This window comes from Sphingomonas sp. FW306-1B-B10E, assembly GCF_058782005.1.
Genome location: NZ_JBYSXG010000003.1, coordinates 1 through 20,942 on the forward strand (window position 1 = coordinate 1; position 20,942 = coordinate 20,942).

General features: G+C 60.4%; 13 protein-coding genes. 6 read left to right on the forward strand and 7 right to left on the reverse strand.

What is annotated here, in order from left to right; translation table 11 throughout:
• On the reverse strand, window positions 1-575 hold a 575-nt coding region (locus tag AC3WJI_RS01930; protein ID WP_492755547.1), incomplete at its 3' end, for a lamin tail domain-containing protein.
• Between the two features lie 361 nt (window positions 576-936).
• On the opposite strand from AC3WJI_RS01930, the gene AC3WJI_RS01935 reads away from it, so the two are divergent.
• Window positions 937-1,932: an esterase-like activity of phytase family protein gene (locus AC3WJI_RS01935; protein WP_492755548.1), complete on the forward strand. Its 996-nt coding sequence runs from the start codon at window positions 937-939 to the stop codon at window positions 1,930-1,932.
• Between the two features lie 204 nt (window positions 1,933-2,136).
• Here the strand turns inward: AC3WJI_RS01935 and AC3WJI_RS01940 are convergent, their stop codons facing one another.
• Both AC3WJI_RS01940 and AC3WJI_RS01945 read right to left on the reverse strand, forming a co-directional pair.
• Window positions 2,137-3,183 (reverse strand): IS110 family RNA-guided transposase, encoded by a 1,047-nt coding sequence (locus tag AC3WJI_RS01940; protein WP_492755549.1) that lies wholly within the window; start codon window positions 3,181-3,183, stop codon window positions 2,137-2,139.
• A 1,298-nt stretch (window positions 3,184-4,481) separates the two neighbouring features.
• Window positions 4,482-7,256 (reverse strand): M10 family metallopeptidase C-terminal domain-containing protein, encoded by a 2,775-nt coding sequence (locus tag AC3WJI_RS01945; protein ID WP_492755550.1) that lies wholly within the window; start codon window positions 7,254-7,256, stop codon window positions 4,482-4,484.
• A 41-nt stretch (window positions 7,257-7,297) separates the two neighbouring features.
• Between AC3WJI_RS01945 and AC3WJI_RS01950 the strand changes: the two genes are divergently transcribed.
• Window positions 7,298-7,705, forward strand: a complete 408-nt coding sequence (locus AC3WJI_RS01950) for a hypothetical protein (protein ID WP_492755551.1) — start codon at window positions 7,298-7,300, stop codon at window positions 7,703-7,705.
• 159 nt (window positions 7,706-7,864) lie between these two features.
• On the opposite strand, the gene AC3WJI_RS01955 is transcribed toward AC3WJI_RS01950, so the two are convergent.
• Together AC3WJI_RS01955 and galU are read right to left on the reverse strand one after the other, a co-directional pair.
• The gene (locus tag AC3WJI_RS01955) at window positions 7,865-9,163 is read right to left on the reverse strand and encodes an exopolysaccharide biosynthesis polyprenyl glycosylphosphotransferase (protein ID WP_492755552.1); all 1,299 of its coding nucleotides are present in this window, start codon (window positions 9,161-9,163) and stop codon (window positions 7,865-7,867) included.
• A 626-nt stretch (window positions 9,164-9,789) separates the two neighbouring features.
• Complete coding sequence (gene galU, locus AC3WJI_RS01960) at window positions 9,790-10,656, reverse strand: UTP--glucose-1-phosphate uridylyltransferase GalU (RefSeq protein WP_492755553.1); 867 nt, start codon at window positions 10,654-10,656, stop codon at window positions 9,790-9,792.
• A gap of 289 nt (window positions 10,657-10,945) precedes the next feature.
• Between galU and AC3WJI_RS01965 the strand changes: the two genes are divergently transcribed.
• A complete protein-coding gene (locus AC3WJI_RS01965) occupies window positions 10,946-13,660 on the forward strand; it encodes a VCBS domain-containing protein (protein ID WP_492755554.1) in 2,715 nt (904 codons plus the stop codon).
• A gap of 40 nt (window positions 13,661-13,700) precedes the next feature.
• On the opposite strand, the gene AC3WJI_RS01970 is transcribed toward AC3WJI_RS01965, so the two are convergent.
• Together AC3WJI_RS01970 and AC3WJI_RS01975 are read right to left on the reverse strand one after the other, a co-directional pair.
• On the reverse strand, window positions 13,701-14,678 hold the full coding sequence (locus AC3WJI_RS01970; protein WP_492755555.1) for an SDR family NAD(P)-dependent oxidoreductase: 978 nt from the start codon (window positions 14,676-14,678) through the stop codon (window positions 13,701-13,703).
• Between the two features lies 1 nt (window position 14,679).
• Window positions 14,680-15,981 (reverse strand): UDP-glucose dehydrogenase family protein, encoded by a 1,302-nt coding sequence (locus AC3WJI_RS01975; protein WP_492755665.1) that lies wholly within the window; start codon window positions 15,979-15,981, stop codon window positions 14,680-14,682.
• 468 nt (window positions 15,982-16,449) lie between these two features.
• Between AC3WJI_RS01975 and AC3WJI_RS01980 the strand changes: the two genes are divergently transcribed.
• The 3 genes from AC3WJI_RS01980 (at window position 16,450) to AC3WJI_RS01990 (ending at window position 20,915) form a co-directional block, all read left to right on the forward strand.
• Entirely contained in the window at window positions 16,450-17,520 is a 1,071-nt protein-coding gene (locus AC3WJI_RS01980) for a calcium-binding protein (RefSeq protein ID WP_492755556.1), read from the forward strand.
• 297 nt (window positions 17,521-17,817) lie between these two features.
• The gene (locus AC3WJI_RS01985; protein WP_492755557.1) at window positions 17,818-19,578 is read left to right on the forward strand and encodes a type I secretion system permease/ATPase; all 1,761 of its coding nucleotides are present in this window, start codon (window positions 17,818-17,820) and stop codon (window positions 19,576-19,578) included.
• A complete protein-coding gene (locus AC3WJI_RS01990; RefSeq protein ID WP_492755558.1) occupies window positions 19,578-20,915 on the forward strand; it encodes an HlyD family type I secretion periplasmic adaptor subunit in 1,338 nt (445 codons plus the stop codon). Before AC3WJI_RS01985 ends, AC3WJI_RS01990 begins: the two co-directional genes overlap by 1 nt.
• Window positions 20,916-20,942 lie beyond the last annotated feature (27 nt).

Genomic DNA, 20,942 nt, shown 5'->3' on the forward strand with positions numbered 1-20,942 from the left:
ACGATGTCGTGGGTGCCGCTATTGCCCTCGGCGGTGGATGCATCGGCGATGCTGAGCGTGCCCGGCTGCGGCGTCACGCCGCCGAAGGTCTGGCCGACATTGACGCCGCCGACGGTATCGTCGCCGATCGCCGCCCAGTGGAAGTCGCTGTAGCTGGTGCCGCTGCCGACCAGGCCAAGCGAGCCGCCGACCGGCGCCGTGTTGCTCTCCGACACGCCGATATCGGTGCTGGTCAGGCCCGCGGCGGGGCCGTTGGTGGCGGTGAACACGCCTTCATAGCTGAGGAACTGGACGACCACGCCGCTGGGATCGACCAATGCGATCGCGTCGGGCGAACCGTTCTGGACGCCGTCGACCGGGTAGGTCACCGCGCGGGTGCCGAAGCCGTTCTGCTGATTGGCCAGCGCGCCGCTCAGGGTGACGGTGTTGTAGCTCTGCCCGTTGGCGCCGTTGTAGAGGATGATCCTCCAGCCGGTGAGATCGGTGCCGGCGGCGCCGGCGATCTCGACGAACTCCCCGGTGTCCGTACCGGCATTGTCGTAGTGAATCTCGTTGATGAACACGTTGGCAGCCATGATCGATCCTCTGTTGGCGGTCCTCGTGCGGGGGCACGGGACGGAAGCAGCGCGGGGAAGAGACTCTGGAACTGGCGCTTGGCGCTGGGCTAGGGCTCGATCATGACAGCTAGGTTGCGCCGCTCAACCCTTGTCTCGTTTTGGAATAGCTCGGTGTCTTCCTTGGAACCACGGATGTGGCCAGGTCGAGCCACACCCGCCCATTAAAAAAAATTGGCATAGAATTTGCCAAAATGAAAGATTGCGATCGAGATAGAACTCGGTACGCGCGTTAATCTCCGCTCGTCCGCTGGCTGAGCAAAGGGACGGAGGGCCACGAAAAGACCCTAGTGCGCATGCGGCGGACCGGTATGAAGCGGGAATGCGCTATCTCGCCTTGATCGTCTTGCTACTTTGCCTGGCAGCTTCGTCCTCGAGCCTCAGGCAACGTCGAATCCTGGGTGACCGTCCGGAAATTAAAATAACGCCCGTTGTTCTCGATAGGTCAAATCCGCTCCGGTTCAAAGTAGGACAACTGACCTTTATTGGCGGCGTAGCCCTGAGTAGCAACGACGACGCCTTCGGAAGCTTTTCAGCAATGCGCGTCAACGGCAACGCTTTCACGCTGTTGAGCGATAGCGGGAACATCGTCAAATTTCAAATGAGAGACGATTTTCGTCCGAACGATATAGCATTTGCCGACCTGCCAGGTCCTGGCACTGGATTGTGGAAACGTGATCGCGATACTGAGTCGCTGACACAAGACCCAGACACCGGCAAGATTTGGATCGGCTACGAGCGTCGCAACGCAATATGGCGCTATAACGCGAGCATGACGCGCGCCGAGGCAGCGGCACGCCCCCTTGCAATGGCGGATTGGCCAAAGGGCGGTGGCGCGGAGGCAATGGTACGGCTACGAAACGGCGCATTCTTGATCATTAGCGAAATGGGCCGTCCTGCAGGCCGAGCCGATGCGCGTGTCATGTTGCGCTTTGAGGCCGACCCGACTGAAAGCGGAGAGCAACCACAGCAACTCGCCTACGTCCCACCCGAGGGTTACGATCCTACAGATGCGACTCAGCTACCCGACGGGCGATTGCTCGTGCTCAATCGACGATTTTCGTTACCCGAACTGTTCACTGCCAAACTCGTCTTAGTAGACATCGCGCACAAGCGTGCTGATGGAGTATATCAGGGACAAGAGGTTGCTACCTTCGCGGCACCGGTTCTCCACGACAATTTCGAAGCTTTGGCAGTCACTCAAAGAGGTGCGGAAACGTTCGTTTGGATCGCCTCGGACGATAATGGCGAACTCTGGCAGCGATCGTTACTTCTTAAATTTCGATGGCAAGGGGCCGATCAGCGTTCTGTGCACTAAAGGAGCTTACGCTTTGTCTGCCGCCTTTGGGGATCCGAACCGCCCTCGATCAACGCTACTGCTTTTCGACCCCTCTAGCGCATCGAAAGTGTGAGCCATGATCTTCATGGCTCTGAGTAGGCGCAGCTGCACTAATTACGTCAAGCTCGAGGCGTTGGGTTTTCATTCGCAGTCGTGGCAGATCGCGACTCTTCGGCCGCGCGCTCAAACAATAGGATCAAAATACGATTCATTTCTCCACAGAGATAACATGATAACAGACATCTTGCGCGCAAGTGCGACCAATGCCTTTTTCCGGCCTGAGCGTTCGGCTATGCCACCAGCCCAGCGTTGAAGCCTACCGGGAGCTCGGCATCGTAAAGCCGCCTTGGCAGCGATATAAAGGTGCCGCCGCGTTAGCGCGTTTCCGGCCTTGGAGATTCCGCGCCGTCTGGAAGTGCCACCGGTCTTCCAGACCTTCGGAGCAAGTCCTAAATATGCCCCGACATCGCTTGCGTTGGCAAAACGACTCGGATCTCCAATTGCGGTTTTGAAGGAAATCGCAGTGATTACGCCGACCCCAGGCACGCCCATCAGGCGCTGGCATGTCGGGTCGCGTCGCGCGTAGCGTCGCAGTTCACCGTCGATCATTTGCTCAGTCGCCCTCAGCTGGGCGCTTAATGCAACCAGCGGTGCAACAAGATCTGCGAGCGGAAGGTCGTAATGCTGGGATGCTTGGTCCACCATCTCCGCCACTGCGCGGCGCAGGCTCGCTTCGGAAGTGATTTTAATATCGCTGCGCACGCCGTAAGAGTGCATCAGATTGATCAGCGACCCTTCATTGACTCTTCGCATCTTGATGACGCGCTCGCGGATCATCAGCTTCGATCGAAGCAGGGAGAGGTCCGGCGGACGCAGGTAAACGGTGCGAAGGCGTCCGCCTGCGACTCGCGCGACTTCAGCCAAGCCGAAAGCGTCGTTAGCGTCAGTCTTGTTCGCCTGAACCGTGAGAAATCGGTGGATTCTCAAAGGATCGTATAAACTCACTGGATACCCCAGCGCGGTCAGCACGCGAGCGAGGTGAAGAGAAGTCGAACATGCTTCCAATGCGATCGCACGCAGCTCGGTGGTCTGACGAAGATAAGCCACCACCGCGGTTGGGTCGGATGGCACCACGGCCTGATGGATGCAAAGCCCCGTTTCATCAACGGTGCAAATTGCAAAGGTGCGGCTCGATGTATCGATGCCGACCCACGCTGCTCGGCTTTCCATCGCTCCCCCGTCAAGATGCCGGCTTCACTTTTTAACCAGGATTGTATCCTCATAAGAATGACGAAGTCCGGCGACTTATATATCCACCTCAAGCGACACGCACGCAAGCGTGTCGGAATTAGTGCAGTCAAAGCGTTATCTATTGCTCGGTCTATGTCGGCGCAGTGCAATGTTCCGTCGTGGCATGGCGCACGCCGCGCTGCCTTTCCTCCTCAGCGCACTCCGTTGCGGCATTCTTCGAGCCAAGCCGGCGAAGCGTGCTTCGATATGTTCACAGATTTCGCCCGACGGACCCTTATTGCATCGGATATCGAGCCGTCGGACATTGACCCGATCATTCTCGCGCTTAGCCGGTCGCACTGGAACCAGCGGCGAACGTCGTTAAGCGCCCCCTGAAGGCTTGGACTAGATCCGGCCTCGGTCGATCGAACGGCGGACGTCGCGAGCTGCCGCCCGCTTGTCGAATCGACGATTGATTTCTTCCAAATCCTTAAACTTTTGCTTATCTTCTTGCGTCATATCGAGACAGTCTCGGGGAGGAAGAGACGCGCTCAGTCGCGTCGCATTGAGGACAAATAGACCTGCGATCGGTATCTGTGACGCAGATTTGCGGCCATCGCCTTCACGTTGGGCGGTGGCGTCGTATGAAAGGTCGCGGGCGGGGGGATCGTCTGCACGGCGATGGGGGTGAGTAATGAAGCGACATACGGGCGGCGTCCGAGCGGTTTTTTACATTTCGGTCTTAGGGTTTTTGGTCGCGATTTTCCGTGCCTGGGGCTCGCGAGGAAATGCGTTTGACCCATTTTCGCAACAATGGTTGGGGCCCTTCCTCATCTTGATGGCTTTCGGGCTGATCAGCACACTGACTGTCGGTTTCGTCTTTTGGCGCAACTACGCCAAAGCCTTGTTGGAAGACCAGGAGCACTATCAGCGAGAGAGGTTGCGGCATAGCCTGCATCCTCGGTTTCGTGCCCGTTTGCCCCACGAAGATCCGATGGCACGAACTTCAAGCGATGGATCTGGCTCTAGCCCATGTTCCAGGGAGCCTAGCGAGGTCTATACGAGCTTCTCGCTCGATCAACAGCACTGAACGCAAAAGGCGCTGTTCCTCGCGTCAGCGGACTGCGACGGATGCCCGTCCAAAGCTTTTTTGACCACTCGTCGTGACCGGCGCAGCCTTACTGCTCCCAATCTAAGCTCGCAGCGCCACTAAAATCGTATTCCTGTCAGCTCCGGCAAACATGACATACAAAAAGGGCGGAGGTTTCCCTCCGCCCTAAATAACGCAGAAGGCTTGTTTAGGCGAGGATCAAGTCGCCGGACGAGAATGCCTGCGAACCGATGTTGACGGTGAAAAAGCCGTCGTCGAATTGTCCATCGTGGTCCAGGTCGAACGAGACGGTCGCGCGTCCATAGCGCGAAACGATGTTCACGCTAGCGCCTGCGAAAGCGCTCACGTCAATTTTCTCGCCCGTGGTCCAGTCAGCGACCAAATCTCCATCGAGGCTATCGAAGACAAAGCGATCGACGCCTGCGCCGCCGCCCAGAACGTCGTATCCGGTACCGCCGTTGAGGGTGTCATTACCGCCGTCGCCATAGAGGGTGTCGTTGCCACCTAGGCCGAAAATGAAATCGTCCCCGGCTTCGCCCTTAAAACGCTCATCTCCGGCGCTGCCGGTCAGCCTGTCGCTGAAGACGGTGCCGCGTACCGCCTCGAAGTTGCCGAAACGATCCAGGCCGGCACCGGTATCTTGGGCCCGGTTATTGCCCAAATCGACGACGACGCCGCGCGAGTTTCCATAGAAATCGATGGTGTCGAATCCGGCGCCGCCATCCATGTAATCGTCTCCGGCGCCCCCCGTAATGGTGTCGTCGCCGCCGTCGCCATAGAGCAAATCGTTTCCAGCCCCGCCATCGATATGGTCGTTGCCGGTCTCGCCTTTGATGCGGTTAGCGAAACTATCACCCGTGATAGTGTCGTCACCGCGCGAAGCGCGGACGTTCTCGATGGCGATCAGCGTGTCGTTGCCAGCACCCGACGCAGTGCCGCGCGCAAGATTAACGATGACACCTTGCGGTCCGTCGGCGAAGTCGGCCGTATCGGACCCGTCGCCGCCGTTGAGCGTGTCGTTGCCAAGCCCGCCAATCAAGGTGTCATCACCAGCGCGGCCCATCAATGTGTCGTTCCCGGCATTGCCGGTCAAAACGTTAGCGACATCGTTTCCAATCAACGTGTCGTTGCCAAGTCCGCCGGTGGCATTCTCGATGACCACCCCGTTAGCGATCGTGAAACCACCTTTGATCTGCTGAGCAGACGGGGTGCCAGGCGCATTGCGGACGAACGAGACCACGCCGCCACCGGTCGGCGAATAATCCAGGGTGGCCGCCGTAAGGTCGATCTGCGCGTTTCGACTCCCGCCATACGCGATGGTGTCCGTGCCGCCGGTGTCCCAAATTGTCTGATAGAACGCATCGTCGACATTATCGGCAAGCTGATAGACGTTATCCCCAGTAGCGTAGGCGTGCACGCCATAGCGCTGCTGCAACGCCGCGATGTCAAAAGCGCTGAGGGTTCCCGACCAACCATTGTCGACCCCGGCCCCGGTGAGCGGCGATGGCCCATCGGGGTGTTTCTGCCATGCGTCGTTGTACGACATCACGGTGTAAACGCCTTGGTTCAGATCGAACACACCGAGCGAGCCCGTAGCCCCAACGACGCCGAGCATGATATCCGAGCCGCCGCCGCGATCGTGCGGATGGGCCAGGCCATGGGCATGGCCGAATTCGTGCAGCACAACGGCGAAGTCGAACCCGCCTTGCTCGAGGCCCTGCTGATGGTCGTACGACCAGCCGCCATTTGCGATATTGAAGGTTCCGATACCCTGCTGCGTGCCATAGGCCTCGTCCTGCGGGTAAAAGCGCGCACCATAGAGATCGGAGACCGTAGTCAGCAGACGGAACGTGGCTTGGTTCACGTCAGTCGTGATCTCGTAGTTCACTCCGAGAATCTTCTCGTATTGCTCAAGAGCGACCATTACCTGCTGCTTCTCGAAGTCATTCCAGCCGTAGGTGACCATCGGGGAGACACCGTCGTCCGCACGCTCGCCAAAATTCTCACCTGCCGCGGCGAAATAGACATAGGCCGTCGGTACGCCTCCGACGTCGACGAAGGGAACGTTATCTGCGGTGCGCCAATTGATCGCATCCAGCGGGTTAAGCGTCGACAAGCTGACATTGTCGAACTGCAGTACGTACCCGCCGGTGTCGCCAGCATAGGCCGTCGCATCGAGGTAATAAGTGCCACTTGTTTGCGCAAAGAAGCCAATCGAAGAGCTGAAATCCGTTGCACTGACGTCGTCGTTGGTAGCTACGATCGTGCCGGCCGCATTGCGTAGGATAAGGAAGGTGTCGAGCGCACTATTGTTGCTGGCGCCAGCGCCCGGCTCATAGCCTCCCGCAATGCTGAACGTATAGTACTTCCCAGCCTCAAGCGTGACTGCATAGCGATCGAGATCGCCAGCCAGCGCTGGATCCACGGGGGACCCGCCCGTACCCGACTCGCGAAATCCGAAGGTGGTGCCGAGTGCCAGCGTGCCTGCGGTCGCATTCGTGTCGCCCACCGCGTCGACGCCCTGCTGCCGGACGTCAATGGTGTATCCGCCGACATTGTCGGTATCCGGATTTTGAAACGAGGCTGCCCGGATCGAATATAGGCCCGTGGTCGTGGCCGTGATCGTCACCAGCGAATTGGTTCCAATGCCGCCATCATCGTCGGTTGCGACGGTCACTCCATTTGGGTTCAGCACCGTCAGGAGCGGATCGCTGAGCGCGCCAGCGCCGGTGCCACGAAGCGAGAAAAGGTAGGTCTGTCCAGCGACGAGCGATACCGTAAATGTGTCAGTGTCGCCATTTGCGTTGATCACGCCGCTCGCAGAGCCGCCGACCGCGATGCTAAGCCCTTCGGGCTCGTCGGCCACGGCAGCAGCAGCGGCGAGCTCGCTGAGGTCGTGGTCATATTCTCGGATCGAAGTGATTCGCCCCTCGGTGTCGATTCGCGTAAGTGGAGATGACATGTTGCAAAGCCCCTCATGCCGTTTGCGAAGATCGCTAAACGATGCCTATTCAGAACATATTAACTTTCACCTGGCAACACGCTATGCTCCGCGAAATGTTTGTTAAATCCACATGGAGCCGTGCCATTCTGGCCTGTGCCCTCGGCATCGGTTGTGCTGCGCCTGCTCAGGCGCAGACTGCGATTCTTGGTGTGAAACATAAGCAAGGGCGGGCGGTGAACGGCGTGGGTCAATCTAACGGCGTGGCGAACTTGCCCTTTGCCATGGGACGGCGCTTCAAGACGCTCGATGCCTACCTCGCGCACTTGCACGAGCAGAGCGCGATCGATCTACCGTGGTGGCACGAGATACGACCCGACCTCTTTGAGCATGTTAAGACTAAGACCGGGGCTAAGCGCGAGATCGCGACTAGGGCCGAACTCGAAAAGCGATTCGGATTCTCGAGGTAATTCGGGACCAATGGTCCCGGAACGCGCCCTGTCGATCGTGCTACGGCCGGTCGCCTAGCGCGAAGGGCGTAGATCGCTGGGCACGTGTACCGGATCAATCAGCGCGCGGCTGAGGCCAGCGTATTCGCTGCCCTACGCGAGGTCCTTTCCCTCAAGAAATCAAAAAGCGTTCTTGTGGACGATCACGCGGAACGTGTTGGCGAGCACTGCGATGTCGCGCCAGATGTCCCAGCCCTGGATATATTCCATGTCCGACCGAAGTCGGTCGGTTAGGTCGCGCGCCTCAGTCGTCGCACCTCGGAAGCCGCGAACCTGTGCCAGTCCGGTTATGCCAGGCTTGAGCTGGTGCCGCAGCCAGTAAGTATCGTCGACTTGCCAGAAGAGCCGGTCCCCGGCCAGGGACCCAAGTGCGTGGGGGCGAGGCCCCACGAGACTCATATCGCCGGAGAGTACGTTCAGGAGCTGCGGCAACTCATCGATCGAGGTCGAGCGAATGAACTTTCCGATCCGAGTGATGCGGTCATCCGCGCGCGATGCGGAACGCTGTCCCTGTGCGTCACAACGCTCCACGTACATGCTTCGGAACTTCAGAACCTTGAACAGGCGATTGCCGCGTCCCACCCGGTCCTGACGGAAGAAGACCGGACCAGACGAGTCCAGTTTGATCGCAAGTGCCACAACTAGGAGAAGCGGCGAGAGCATGACGATCAGGGGGACGGTGATGGCGAGATCCAGGAGGCGCTTTTTCAGGCGATCCGAATAGCCAAGCGGCTGCCGCGCCACGACGAGCGTGTCCGAGCCCTGAAACTGGTTGAGCGCGATTACCCCGACGTCGTTCGAGCGCTCCACCAGGATTTCGCCGTTGATGTTCGCGCCCTTCAGAAACAGGGCCCAGGCGCGATGATCGTGATCGCTGTCGACCACAACGCGATCGAAATTTTGCACCAGCTGCCCGAAATATGCGATCATTGCGGGATCGTGCAGATCGGGACGCAGGCCGATTGCATCCGCGTCTACAATCGTGGTGCCCAGCGCATGAGAGCGAAGCGGCTTGCCTTGCACGATTACCAGCGAATCGGTCAGCGTTCCCGCAGTGAATTTCTTGACTTGCCGAGTGAAGTACAGCCGTCCGCCCGCCAGGAGCAGTGCGCTCGTCAGGGCACCGGTGCCGAAGGTCATGCGGGAAATTTGCGCGCCGCTCTTAAGCAAGAACGCGACCATGAGGATCAGCAAGACCGCGGTGACCAGAGAAAACAGGGCGAGCCGAACGGATTCCAGGGCGCGGAGAAGCGCCGGGGTAGAATATGCGCCGCGCATGACCGCCACGGTCGCATAGGCGACAAGCACGGCGTAGGATGCATAGGCATCGCCCTGCGCAAAGCCAAACCGGACAAGCAGGGCGGATGCGATGAGCGGGCCGAGGGCCAGCGAGGCGACATCAATCCCCAGCAGCTCCATATGTAGGAGGATACGGAGGGATTTCCTCGACAGTCGCGCACCGCTATCATGAGCATATGGTGCGAACTCGGCCGCAGCCGCAATTTGCCTGTGAACAGTCACTCGCCTTGCCCCCCAGGGAAGTCTACTGCGAATCGCAATGTTGCAATGCAGCAAACCTTAACGAACTATAAATAATATATCTAGTTCGTTGTGCAGGTGCGAGGAGTCAAATGCCGCGTAAGGTGTCCTGAGATGACGCAATTGACCGCATTTTAGGCCAATCACAAAAAGCGAAGCCTAAAATATCAGCGTCAAAATGCCGGCCACTGCCAACGCCAGCGACACCGGACCTGCCACTCGCGAGGCAGAGCACACAAGCCGCTCGACGATGTCTCCTTGGACAGGGAGAAACGGTGGCTCGAAGTTCCAGTTATGCCCCGGAGAAGCTGCGAGCGACGAGGCAGGTACCGATTTCCGAACGCGATGCGGAGTGCCATGCTGGATGGCAGGAGACTGGTACGCTCGCCAATATGCCATCTGAGGTCTCTCCCAGATCAAACTTGTAATTATTTAACGCGCCTGTTGACGTCTGGGTTCACAGGATAGGGCTGCATTTAGGTTTTGGAAAGTGCTGTGCCTCGACTTTAATAAACTTGTTTGTCTAGAAATGCTCGCACCGCGGGCGCGATGTCTTCCCGTTTCAGCGCAACCGCGATGTTCGCCTGGATGAAGCCGGCCTTGTCGCCGCAATCGTAGCGAGTGCCGGCGAAGGTCACGCCGTGAAACGGCTGGTCCCCGATCATCCGCGCCATCGCGTCAGTCAGCTGGATCTCGCCGCCCGCGCCCGCGCTTTGTCCTTCGAGGACGCGCATCACTTCGGGCTGGAGGATATAGCGTCCGATAACCGACAGGTTGGAGGGCGCAGTCCCCGGGGCCGGCTTCTCGACCAATCCCTTGACCTCCGTCAGTGCGCCGTCGCGGCCACCCGGGGTGATGATGCCATAGCGATGCGTCTGGTCGTCGGGGACTTGCTCCGCGCAGATCATGTTGCCGCCGGTCTTGTTGTACGCCTCGACCATCTGCTTGAGGCAGCCGGGCTCGCCCAGCATGAAGTCGTCGGCGAGCAACACCGCGAAGGGCTCGTCGCCGACAATGTCACGGGCGCACCAGACGGCGTGGCCCAGCCCCATCGGCTCCTGCTGGCGGACATAGGCGACCGCGCCGGGCTTCAATCGCGTCGCCTCGAGCACATCGAGCGACTTGCCGCGCGACGTCATCGTCGTCTCGAGCTCATAGGCGATGTCGAAATGGTCCTCGATCGCGCTCTTGCCGCGCCCGGTGACGAAGATCATCTGCTCGATCCCCGCTTCCAGCGCCTCGTCGACCGCATATTGGATCAGCGGCCGGTCGACGACCGGCAGCATCTCCTTAGGCATCGCCTTGGTGGCGGGCAGGAAACGGGTGCCGAGGCCCCCCACCGGAAAAACGGCCTTGCGCAGCGGCTTGATCATCGGAAGTCCCCCCTGATGGGGTGCCGCCTAAAGGGCTTGTCCAGCCGACACAATAAGGATTTGACGCTCGAACTTCACAAGACCGCTTGCTGGGCAGGCAATCAAAGATCGGCGCAGCTGATTAAAGATTTACTCGACCCGGAATTGTGCCAAAGCTGGACGGCGGAAAAGCAAATATTGCTAAATTGTTAATTAGCCACCTATGCCTCGCGTGCAACGACTCCACACGGAAACCGACGGCAGCGCGTGCCTCGTTTCTGGAAGGAGTATTGTAGCGGGGGAAATAGAAATGGCTGAGATTTTCGCCGGTAGCGGCACGACCAATGGGACGTCGGGGGACGACACCATTTACGGTAGCGACGGCAACGACAACATCTATGGGGGAGGCGGCGATGATATTATCTACGGGAGAGACGGCGCCGACAATCTCCGCGGGGTAACGGGCAACGATTCGCTGTATGGTGGCGAGGGTAACGACCAACTCGATGGTGGGTTGGGCGATGATTACATGGAAGGTGGCACAGGCAACGATACCTATATCGTCGACTCGGCCGGGGATCAGGTCGTCGAGAGGGCAGGCGAGGGCGTCGACCATGTGCGATCAGGCATCTCCTATACGCTCGGTGACAATCTGGAGGTGCTCTCCCTTATCGGGGTAGAGAATCTCTCGGGGACAGGCAACGCCTTGGACAACAGCATCAGCGGCAATGCGGGCGCCAATTTATTGCGCGGCCTCGCGGGCAATGACAGCCTCGCAGGGGGCGCGGGTAACGACGTCCTGATCGGCGGCGCTGGGCATGACTGGGTCAAGGGCGATGCGGGCGCCGACCTTTTCCTGTTTGATATCGCTGAGGTGGCGGAGGCCAGCGCTTCCGACCGGATCGCCGATCTGAACTTCGTCGAGGGCGACGTAATTCGCCTCGATGGCTATGGCGCAAACGCGGCAACCATCGCCTTGGCAAGCTATTCTGATATCGGCACCTTCCTAGCGACGCATCCGGAGGCCAGCGTTGCCAAGGCGCTGACCAACGACAATGCGGTCCTTACGATCGCGCGTCCCAATGGGCTGATCCAGCAGATCAATATTGCCGACGCGAGCGGGCTTGGCACTTCCTGGGCGCAGATCCAACCGTATCTGGTTCCGGCGGCTACCTCGGACAGCGGCACGACCGACGAAAATGCGGCACTGGTGATCGACGTGCTCGCAAACGACAGCGGACCGGCGCCCCTGGCGCTTAGCTGGGCGGCCGCGCCCTCGGGATCCGGCACCGCGTCCATCGTCGACGGCAAGCTGCTGTTCGATCCCGGTAGCGACTTCGACTATCTCGCTTCCGGTCAGACGGCGCTGGTGGTGTTGTCCTATACGATCACCACGCCGTTCGGGAGAACGGCTACGGCGACCGTGCAGGTTACCGTCACGGGCTCCAATGATGGGGCAGTTGTCGGCGGCCTGGCTACTGGAGCCGTTACCGAGGACGGGCCACTCACGGCTTCGGGCATGCTGACCGTCAGCGACGCGGACGCCGGGGAGGCCGCTTTCGTGCCTGAGACTCTGGCAGGCGCGTGGGGCACTCTTACGATCGCTGCCGATGGCAAGTGGACCTACACGCTCGACAATGTCGCGGCACAGTCGCTCAAAGGAGGGCAGGCGGCCACGGACGCACTCTCGGTTCGCACCGCGGATGGCACTACTAAGGTGGTTTCGATCAGCGTCGCGGGCGTGAACGACGCGGCGGTCATTACGGGAGCTGCCTCGGCCACGTTGATCGAAGATCAGATCGTCACCGCGAGCGGCAAGCTCAACGTCGTGGACGCCGATAGCGGCGAGGCGGGCTTCCAGGCCGGAACGATCAGCGGAACCTATGGCTCGCTAGCGGTGGGCGGCGATGGCAATTGGACCTACACGCTCAACAATAACACTGCAGCGGTCCAGTCCTTGAAAGCCGGCGATGTGCGCACGGACACGGTCATGGTCCGGAGCATCGACGGCACGCAGAAGGCTCTGACGTTCACGGTCAAGGGAACCAGTGAGGCGGCGGTAATCGGCGGGGACGATACCGGCACCGTCACCGAGGATCGCGATCTGCTTGCCTCCGGCAAGCTGACAATCACCGATGCGGATGGTCCAGCGCGATTTGATGGCGGCATCTACAAGGGTGAGTATGGCTATCTGGTGCTGACCAACGACGGCAGCTGGCTGTATCTGCTCAATCCGTTTGACGGCCAGCTCGACAACCTCAACGACGGCCAGAAAACGATCGACCAGGTCGTCATTCACGCCGCCGACGGCACCGAGCATGCGATCAACGTCACGGTCAAGGGTCTGAACGAGTGGGCGTCGGCCGCAGATGTCTATTCCGGCGTGGGCGACGCGAATGATCTCGATGGCTTCAAGAGCGGAGCGTCGCTGTTTACGTCGTTCAGCAGCTCTGCACTCAACAACGCCAATGTCGCTTATGGCACCACCGGTAACGACACCTTCGACGCGAGGAACGGCAACGACACGGTGTATGGTTGGGCCGGCAAAGACACGCTGACTGGCGGATCGGGGAACGATACCCTGTACGGTGGCACCGGCAACGATAGCCTTGCCGGCGGCAATGACAACGATGTACTGTTCGGTGGGTCGGGCAATGACGTGCTGAACGGCGATGCAGGAAATGACATCCTGATCGGTGGCTATGGGGCGGACCGGCTTACCGGCGGCGCGGGAAGCGACGTGTTCCGTTTCCTCGACAACCGCGACTCCGGCGACATGATCACCGACTTCACCCGCGGACAGGATCGCATCGACCTATCTCAGTATCGGGTGGGAGGCACCGACTTCACTTTCGACTCTCCGGTCAATTCGGTGCGCTTCAGCGCCGATCATAATTTGATCTGGTATTATGACGGCGACAACACGATCGTGCTCGGGAACACCGACAACGATCCCAATACGGCCGAGTTCACGATCAAGCTCGCCGGCTTCGTCAATCTCGGAACCAGCGACTTTCTACTTTGAACTTGAAAAGGGCGGCGGTTCGCGCCGCCGCCCTAAATTCTCAGACCCGATAATAGTCCTGGTACCATCGCGCGAAGCGCTCTAGTCCTTCTGCGAGCATGACCTTCGGCTTGTAGCCGGTCAGCGCATGCAATTTCGACACGTCCGCATACGTGGCGGTCACGTCGCCCTGCTGCATCGGCCGCATGATCTTCTCGGCGGATTTGCCGAGCGCGCGCTCGAGCGTCTCGATCATCTCCATCAGCCCCACCGGATGGCTGTCCCCGATATTCAGAACGCGATGCGCGCCACCGGGCGGCGGGTTGTCCAATGCGCCCAGCACACCTTCGACGATATCGTCGATATAGGTGAAGTCGCGGGCCATCTTGCCTTCGCCGTAAACCTCGATCGCTTCGCCCTTCATGATCTTCTGCGTGAAGGAGAAATACGCCATGTCCGGCCGGCCCCACGGGCCATACACGGTGAAGAAGCGAAGGCCGGTCTGTGGCATGCCGTAGAGCGTCGAGTAGCTTTGGCTCATCAGTTCGCAGGCGCGCTTGGTCGCTGCGTAAAGCGAGACCGGTGAGGCTGCCGGTTCGTCCTCCGTGAAGCCCGTGCCTCCCATCGGCTTGTCGCCATAGACGGACGAAGAGGACGCATAGACCAGATGCTCGAGACCGTCGGCGTGGCGACAGGCTTCCATCACCGAGAGATGGCCGGCGAGGTTTGACCGTTCGTAGGCGAACGGATTTTCGATGCTGTACCGCACACCAGCCTGCGCGGCGAGATGCACCACGCGCGTGATCTTCTCGCGCTTGACGAGAGCAGCTATCGCTTCGGCATCCGCAATGTCCATCTTCTCGAAGCGAAAAGCGGACTTGCCTTCGAAGGTCGCGAGACGCGAATGCTTCAACGCCGGATCATAATAGTCATTGATGACATCGATCCCGACGACCTCTTCTCCGCGCTCAAGGAGGCGATGGGCGGTAGCATGGCCGACGAAGCCCGCAGCGCCGGTGACAAGGACAGGGGCCGCCACCTCAGCGACCCACCGCTGTATAGGTGAAGCCAGCTTCCTCGATTATGTGACGAGGATAGATGTTGCGAAGATCGACGACGACCGGCTGCTTCAGCAGGGTCTTCATCCGCTTCAAATCCAGCGCGCGAAACGCGTCCCATTCGGTCACAAGCGCCACTGCATCCGCACCGTCCATTGCCTCGTACGGACCTTCGCAATAGGTGACGTCGCTGAGCACCTTTTCAGCCTGTTCCCGCCCTTCGGGGTCGAAGGCCTGGATCTTTGCGCCGGCATCCTGCAAGGTCTGAATCACTGCGATCGCGGGGCTGTCACGCATGTCGTCCGTGTTCGGCTTGAACGTCAGGCCGAGTATCGCGACGGTCTTTCCGCGCACGTCGTCGCCCATTGCCTGGATCACCTTGCGGCCCATCGCGCGCTTGCGGTTGTCGTTCACCGAGACCACAGCTTCAACAATGCGCTGCGGCGCCTCGTAATCCTGCGCAGTCTTTAGCAATGCGAGCGTGTCCTTGGGGAAGCACGAACCGCCGTAACCAGGGCCCGCGTGGAGGAATTTGTCACCGATGCGGCCATCGAGACCGATCCCACGCGCCACCTCCTGGACGTTCGCGCCGACCTTCTCGCACAGGTCTGCGATCTCGTTGATGAACGTGATCTTGGTCGCAAGAAAGGCGTTGCCTGCATATTTGGTGAGCTCAGCACCCCGGCGGCTCATCTCCACGATTGGCGACTTGTTGAGGTGAAGCGGCCGATAGACCTCCCGCAGCACCGCCAGTGCCCGCGGATCTTCCGAGCCGACGACGATGCGATCGGGCCGCTTGAAATCGTCGATAGCCGCACCTTCGCGCAGGAATTCCGGGTTTGACGCAACGGCAAAGTCCGCAGTCGGGTTGACCTCGCGAATGATCCGATCGACCTCATCGCCAGTGCCGACCGGAACGGTAGACTTGTCAACGATCACCGTGAAACCGGTGAGAGAGCGCCCTATCTCTTCAGCCGCGGCGTAGACATAGCTCAGGTCTGCATGGCCGTCCCCGCGCCGCGATGGCGTACCCACCGCGATGAACACGGCCTCAGCACCCCGGACAGCCTCAGGCAGATCTGTCGTGAAGCGCAAGCGCCCGGCTGCGACATTGCGACCGACCAGTTCGTCGAGACCTGGTTCGTAGATCGGCATCGTTCCCTTAAGGAGCAAATCGATCTTGGCCTGGTCCTTATCGACGCACACTACGTCATGGCCAAAGTCGGCAAAACACGCTCCGGAAACCAACCCCACATATCCGGATCCCACCATCGTGATTTTCATGGATTCCCGTTCCTCCCGAAATTGCTGAGCGAGCGCGATGCCGCGTCGCCAGGACGTCGTGTCGACTGCTGCCCCCTGATCGCCTGACTGCGAGTCGCGGACGTCGTACACGAATTGGCTGCGCATTTTGCCTATGAAAGGCAGATATTTTGCAGCGCACAATGCGGTTCAGTCGCCCCAATTTGAACCGGTTTTGCTCATAGAGGATCTCACCGTGGCGCGCCTCGGAGTGGGTTCGGCGATCCTAAGTCCTTGAAGCTTGAACATTTAATTTGCGCGGCTCTGCCGCAGCCCTTCATGATGGTTAACGGTTCATCGACCTGATGCCACGCTTCGACGCGGATCCGCCGTTGACAGAGCTTAAATGTTAAACGAGTGTTAAATTCAGCTCGGGATCGAAAATAATATTCTTCATTCAGGTCGGGGGGGTGCCCGTCCGATTGGATTCGCGCGTTTGGGAGATTGATCATGGACGAGACATTGTATGGCGACGCTGGTGCGAACACGCTGATCGGCGGCACGGGTGATGATTATCTTTATGGCTATGCCGGGGCCGACATTCTGTACGGCGGCGATGGCAATGACGTGCTCTACGGCGGGGACGGTCAGGATACGCTTTATGGCGGCGCCGGCAACGATCAGCTGACCGGTGGCGGCGACGGTGACCGCATGTACGGCGGCACCGGCGACGATACCTATTACGTTCAGGGCGATGGCGATCAGGTGATCGAAGCCGCGGGCGAAGGCAAGGATACGGTCGTCTCCTACCTCGCTGGCTACACGCTGAAGGCGAACTGCGAGATCCTGCTGATCGCTGCAACTGCCGCGACGGACAGCAACGGTTACTCCAGCGGCAACGGCAACGAGCTGGCCAATGCAATTCGTGGCAGCGAGGGAAAGAACCAGCTCCACGGCCTCGGCGGCAACGACAGCATCTACGGTGTCGGTGGCGACGATGTGATCAGTGGCGGTCTCGGCAACGACGTGCTTGACGGCGGCGCCGGGACGGACCTGGTCACCTTCAAGGTTGGGGCAGTGGCCGGTGTCGGCGTTACGGTCGACCTCTCGATCACGTCGAACCAGAACACTGGCCAGGGCATCGACAAGATCACTGGCTTCGAGAACCTCGAGGGAACGTTCGCTTCCGATGTCCTGTCGGGCACGAATGGGGTCAACGAGATCCTCGGCCTCGCCGGCGACGACACGATCCGTGGGCGCGGCGGCAATGACTCGCTTGCTGGCGGCGCAGGCGCCGACACCTTCATCTTCGATGCTGCCGGCGCTGCCAATGGCGTCGACATGATCCGCGGTTTCGAGACGGGCATCGACAAGCTCGCGTTTGCAGCGGCAGACGGCTACGACGTCGCAGCCTCGCTGACCTTGGGCAGCGGGGCCGTCGGTGGCGGTGCGCAGTTCATCTTCGACGCGGTGACCCATAGCCTCTGGTACGACGCCGACGGCGCCGGTGGTGCAGCCCAGGTGCAGCTGGCGACGTTCGCCGCGGCGACCGTCTCGGCCGGCGACTTCGTATTCCTCTGAGCAAGCGGGACTTCTGGTCCGCTTGCTGAAAATCGAGAAAGGCGGCCGGGAGAAATCTCGGCCGTTTTTCTGCGTCCGCCGGGTCAGGCGTGATGACTTCGACGCGGCGAGTAATTCCTTGAGGAGATTGCCCAATCAGCTTGCCGCAAAGTCTGCGCGACGCGCAAAAGCGGTGGTATCGAGGAAAGTTTTCTGGCACCGGGGAGCGTCACCGGGGGGTGATCGCGTCGCGCCATCGGCACGAGGCGAAACAACAGGGTGGCCGCGACATCGTGCGGCCGCCGAGCGGATGGTCCGATGAGCCGGCTCAAGCAATCAGAACTCGGGATCGCCTTGTCGCGGTATAAGCGCGCGTTCGTCGGCGTCGTGGTGATCAGCGCCGTGTTGAATGTGCTGCTCCTCAGCGGCTCGATCTACATGATGCTCGTCTATGATTCGGTGTTGCCCAGCCACAGCGTGCCGACGCTGGCGGGACTCCTCATGATGGTTGTCGTCGCTTATCTGTTTCAGGCATATTTCGATACGACGCGCTCGCGAATCCTTTCCGACGTCGGCCTCGGAATCGACCGTGAGGTCGGCGGCCGCGTGCAGCGCGCCATTTCGGAAGCTCGCCTTCAGGGGATTCAAATGCCCGGGGATGGGCTGATTGCGATGCGGGACCTCGATCAGGTGCGAGGTTTCCTCAGCGGCCCTGGCCCCTCCGCGCTCATCGACCTTCCGTGGATGGTGTTTTTCATCGGCGTGCTCTTCCTGCTTCATTATTGGCTCGGCGTGACGGCATTGGTGGGGGCGATTGTGCTAGTCATCCTGACGATCATCACAGATCGGATGACGAAGGAGCCTACGCTGAGGCTCAGCCAGGTGGCAGCGCACCGCAACAACAGCGCCGAGAACAACCTGCGGCATGTGGAGGTGCTTACTGCCCTCGGCATGCGGCAACGGTTGCAAGACCGGTGGGCGATGATGAATCATGGCTTCCTATCTGCCCATGACTCATTGTCCCGGACTGCCGCGTTGCTCGGGGGTGCCAGCAAGGTCTTCCGCTTGTTTCTGCAGTCCGCTCTGCTCACCGTAGGCGCGCTGCTGGTCATCGAGGGCAGTGCCAGCGGGGGGGTCATATTCGCGTCGTCGATTCTGTCCGGGCGTGCTTTGGCTCCTGTCGATATGGCGATCGCGAATTGGCGGGGGTTCACCGCGGCGCGTCAGGGCTGGAAGCGCCTCGTGGACTTGCTCAACCGCATTCCACCAGAGCCCGACACGATGGTCGTGCTGCCGCGCCCCGAGATTTCCTTGAGCGTACGCAACTTGCATGTTGCGCCGCCGGGAAGTCAGCGGCTGACGGTGCAGGGCGTCGATCTCGAACTCAAGGCGGGCGAGGCGCTTGGGATCGTCGGGCCGAGCGCGGCCGGCAAGACTTCGCTTGCGCGCGCACTGATCGGAGTATGGCGACCGGTGCGCGGCGAAGTGCGGCTCGACGGCGCCACGCTCGATCAATGGCCGGCGGACACCTTGGGCAGCTATCTCGGGTACTTGCCGCAGACTGTTGAGTTGCTCGATGGAACGGTAGCCGAGAACATCGCGCGCTTTGATCCGGAGGCTTCGTCGGAGAAGATAGTGCAGGCCGCGAAAGCGGGGGGCGTGCATGATATGATCGTTCAGCTCCCGCAAGGCTATGAGACGCCGGTGGGCACCGACGGCGCGCAGCTCTCAGCTGGTCAGCGCCAGCGTATCGGTCTGGCGCGCGCGCTGTTCGGCGATCCTTTTCTGGTACTTCTCGATGAGCCGAATTCAAATCTCGACACGGACGGGGAGCGGGCGCTCGAACATGCGATAGCCGCTGTTCGTGCGCGGGGCGGAATAGCGATCGTCATTGCCCACCGCCCCTCTGCGTTGAGCCAAGTCAATCTCGTGCTGTTCATGCGCAACGGCCGTGCCGAAATGCTGGGACCTCGGGCCGAAGTGCTCGCCAAGATCACCGCGCCCAGTCTGCCTTCGGGCCAGCCCGACGCGCGATCCGGCCCGCCACAGGCAAACGTTACGACGAAAGGTACCGCGTAATGGCTACCGGCATCGTTCTGGCCGACGACGGCTACGAGGACGTGATGCAGGACCCGCGGAAACGGGTCATGCAAAAACTGCGTACCACCTGGATCGCTATCGGGCTTCTCGTCTTTGGCTTTGGCGGTGCCATGACGCTCGTGCCGATCGGTGGCGCGGTAATCGGGGCAGGGCAGGTAGGTGTCGAATCGCGCGTCAAGCGCGTGGCGCATCCGACAGGCGGGATCATCGCCGGTATCTTCGTCAAGAACGGCACCCATGTCGTGAAGGGCCAGCCGCTGATGCAGTTCGACGATACCGTGACCGGAACCGACGCCGAGCTCTCCTCTCTCTCGGTGTACCAGCTGATGGCGCAGCGCGCGCGGCTGGAAGCGGAGCGGTTGGGTACCGCGGCCATCGCATTTCCGCCGGAGCTTTTGTCGAGCGAGGACCCAGGCGCCCGCAAGGCCATGGCGGACGAGCAGAAGCTGTTCGCGATCCGCGCCAGCGAGCGTACGGGCATCGCCAGCCAGCTCGCAGCGCGCGTAACGCAATATCAACAGCAGATCCGTGGCTATCGCGCCCAGATTGGGTCCTTGCGAGAGCAGCAGGAGCTTATCAAGCCGGAGCAGGACGGCGTTCGGGACCTTTGGCGCAAAGATCTCGTCACGATCAACCGACTGAACCAGCTCGAACGGACATCATCGGAACTCAGCGGCAGCATTGCCAGTCTCGAGGCTCAGATCGCGCAAACCGAAGCGCGGATCACCGAAGCGCGTGAGCAGATGTTGCAGATGCACGAGACCCGGCGCTCGGATGCCGGAACCCAGCTCGCTGCGGTCAACGGAACACTCAACCAGCAGCAGGTGCGAAGCGTTACGGCCGGCGACGCCAAGGACCGCAGCTTGATCCGCGCGCCCTATTCCGGGGTCGTCGACAAGATGGCGTTTGCGACCATCGGTGATGTTGTACGGCCCGCCGAGACGATCATGGAGATCGTGCCGGACACGGACAAGTTGCTGGTCGAGGCGATGATCAGCCCCGCAGACATCGATCAGGTGGCGCAGGGGCAGCGTGCGCGGATACGGTTCTCGGCTTTTTCGATGACTGCCACACCGGAGGTCGAAGGAAGGGTCGTCTTCGTCGCGCCGGAGCGGACCACCGACAATGAGGGGCAGCGTAGCTACTACGCCGTTCGGATCGCGATCGACGAGACCGGTTTGAAGGCGCTTGGGGGGTTGGCGCTCAAGCCGGGTATGCCGGCCGAGATCTACATCCAAAGCGGCAGTCGCTCGATGCTGAGCTACATCACCAAGCCGCTGCGCGACCAATTCGCGCGCGCGTTCCGGGACAATTGACGAAGGGCATGCAGATGCGTGGGGGCA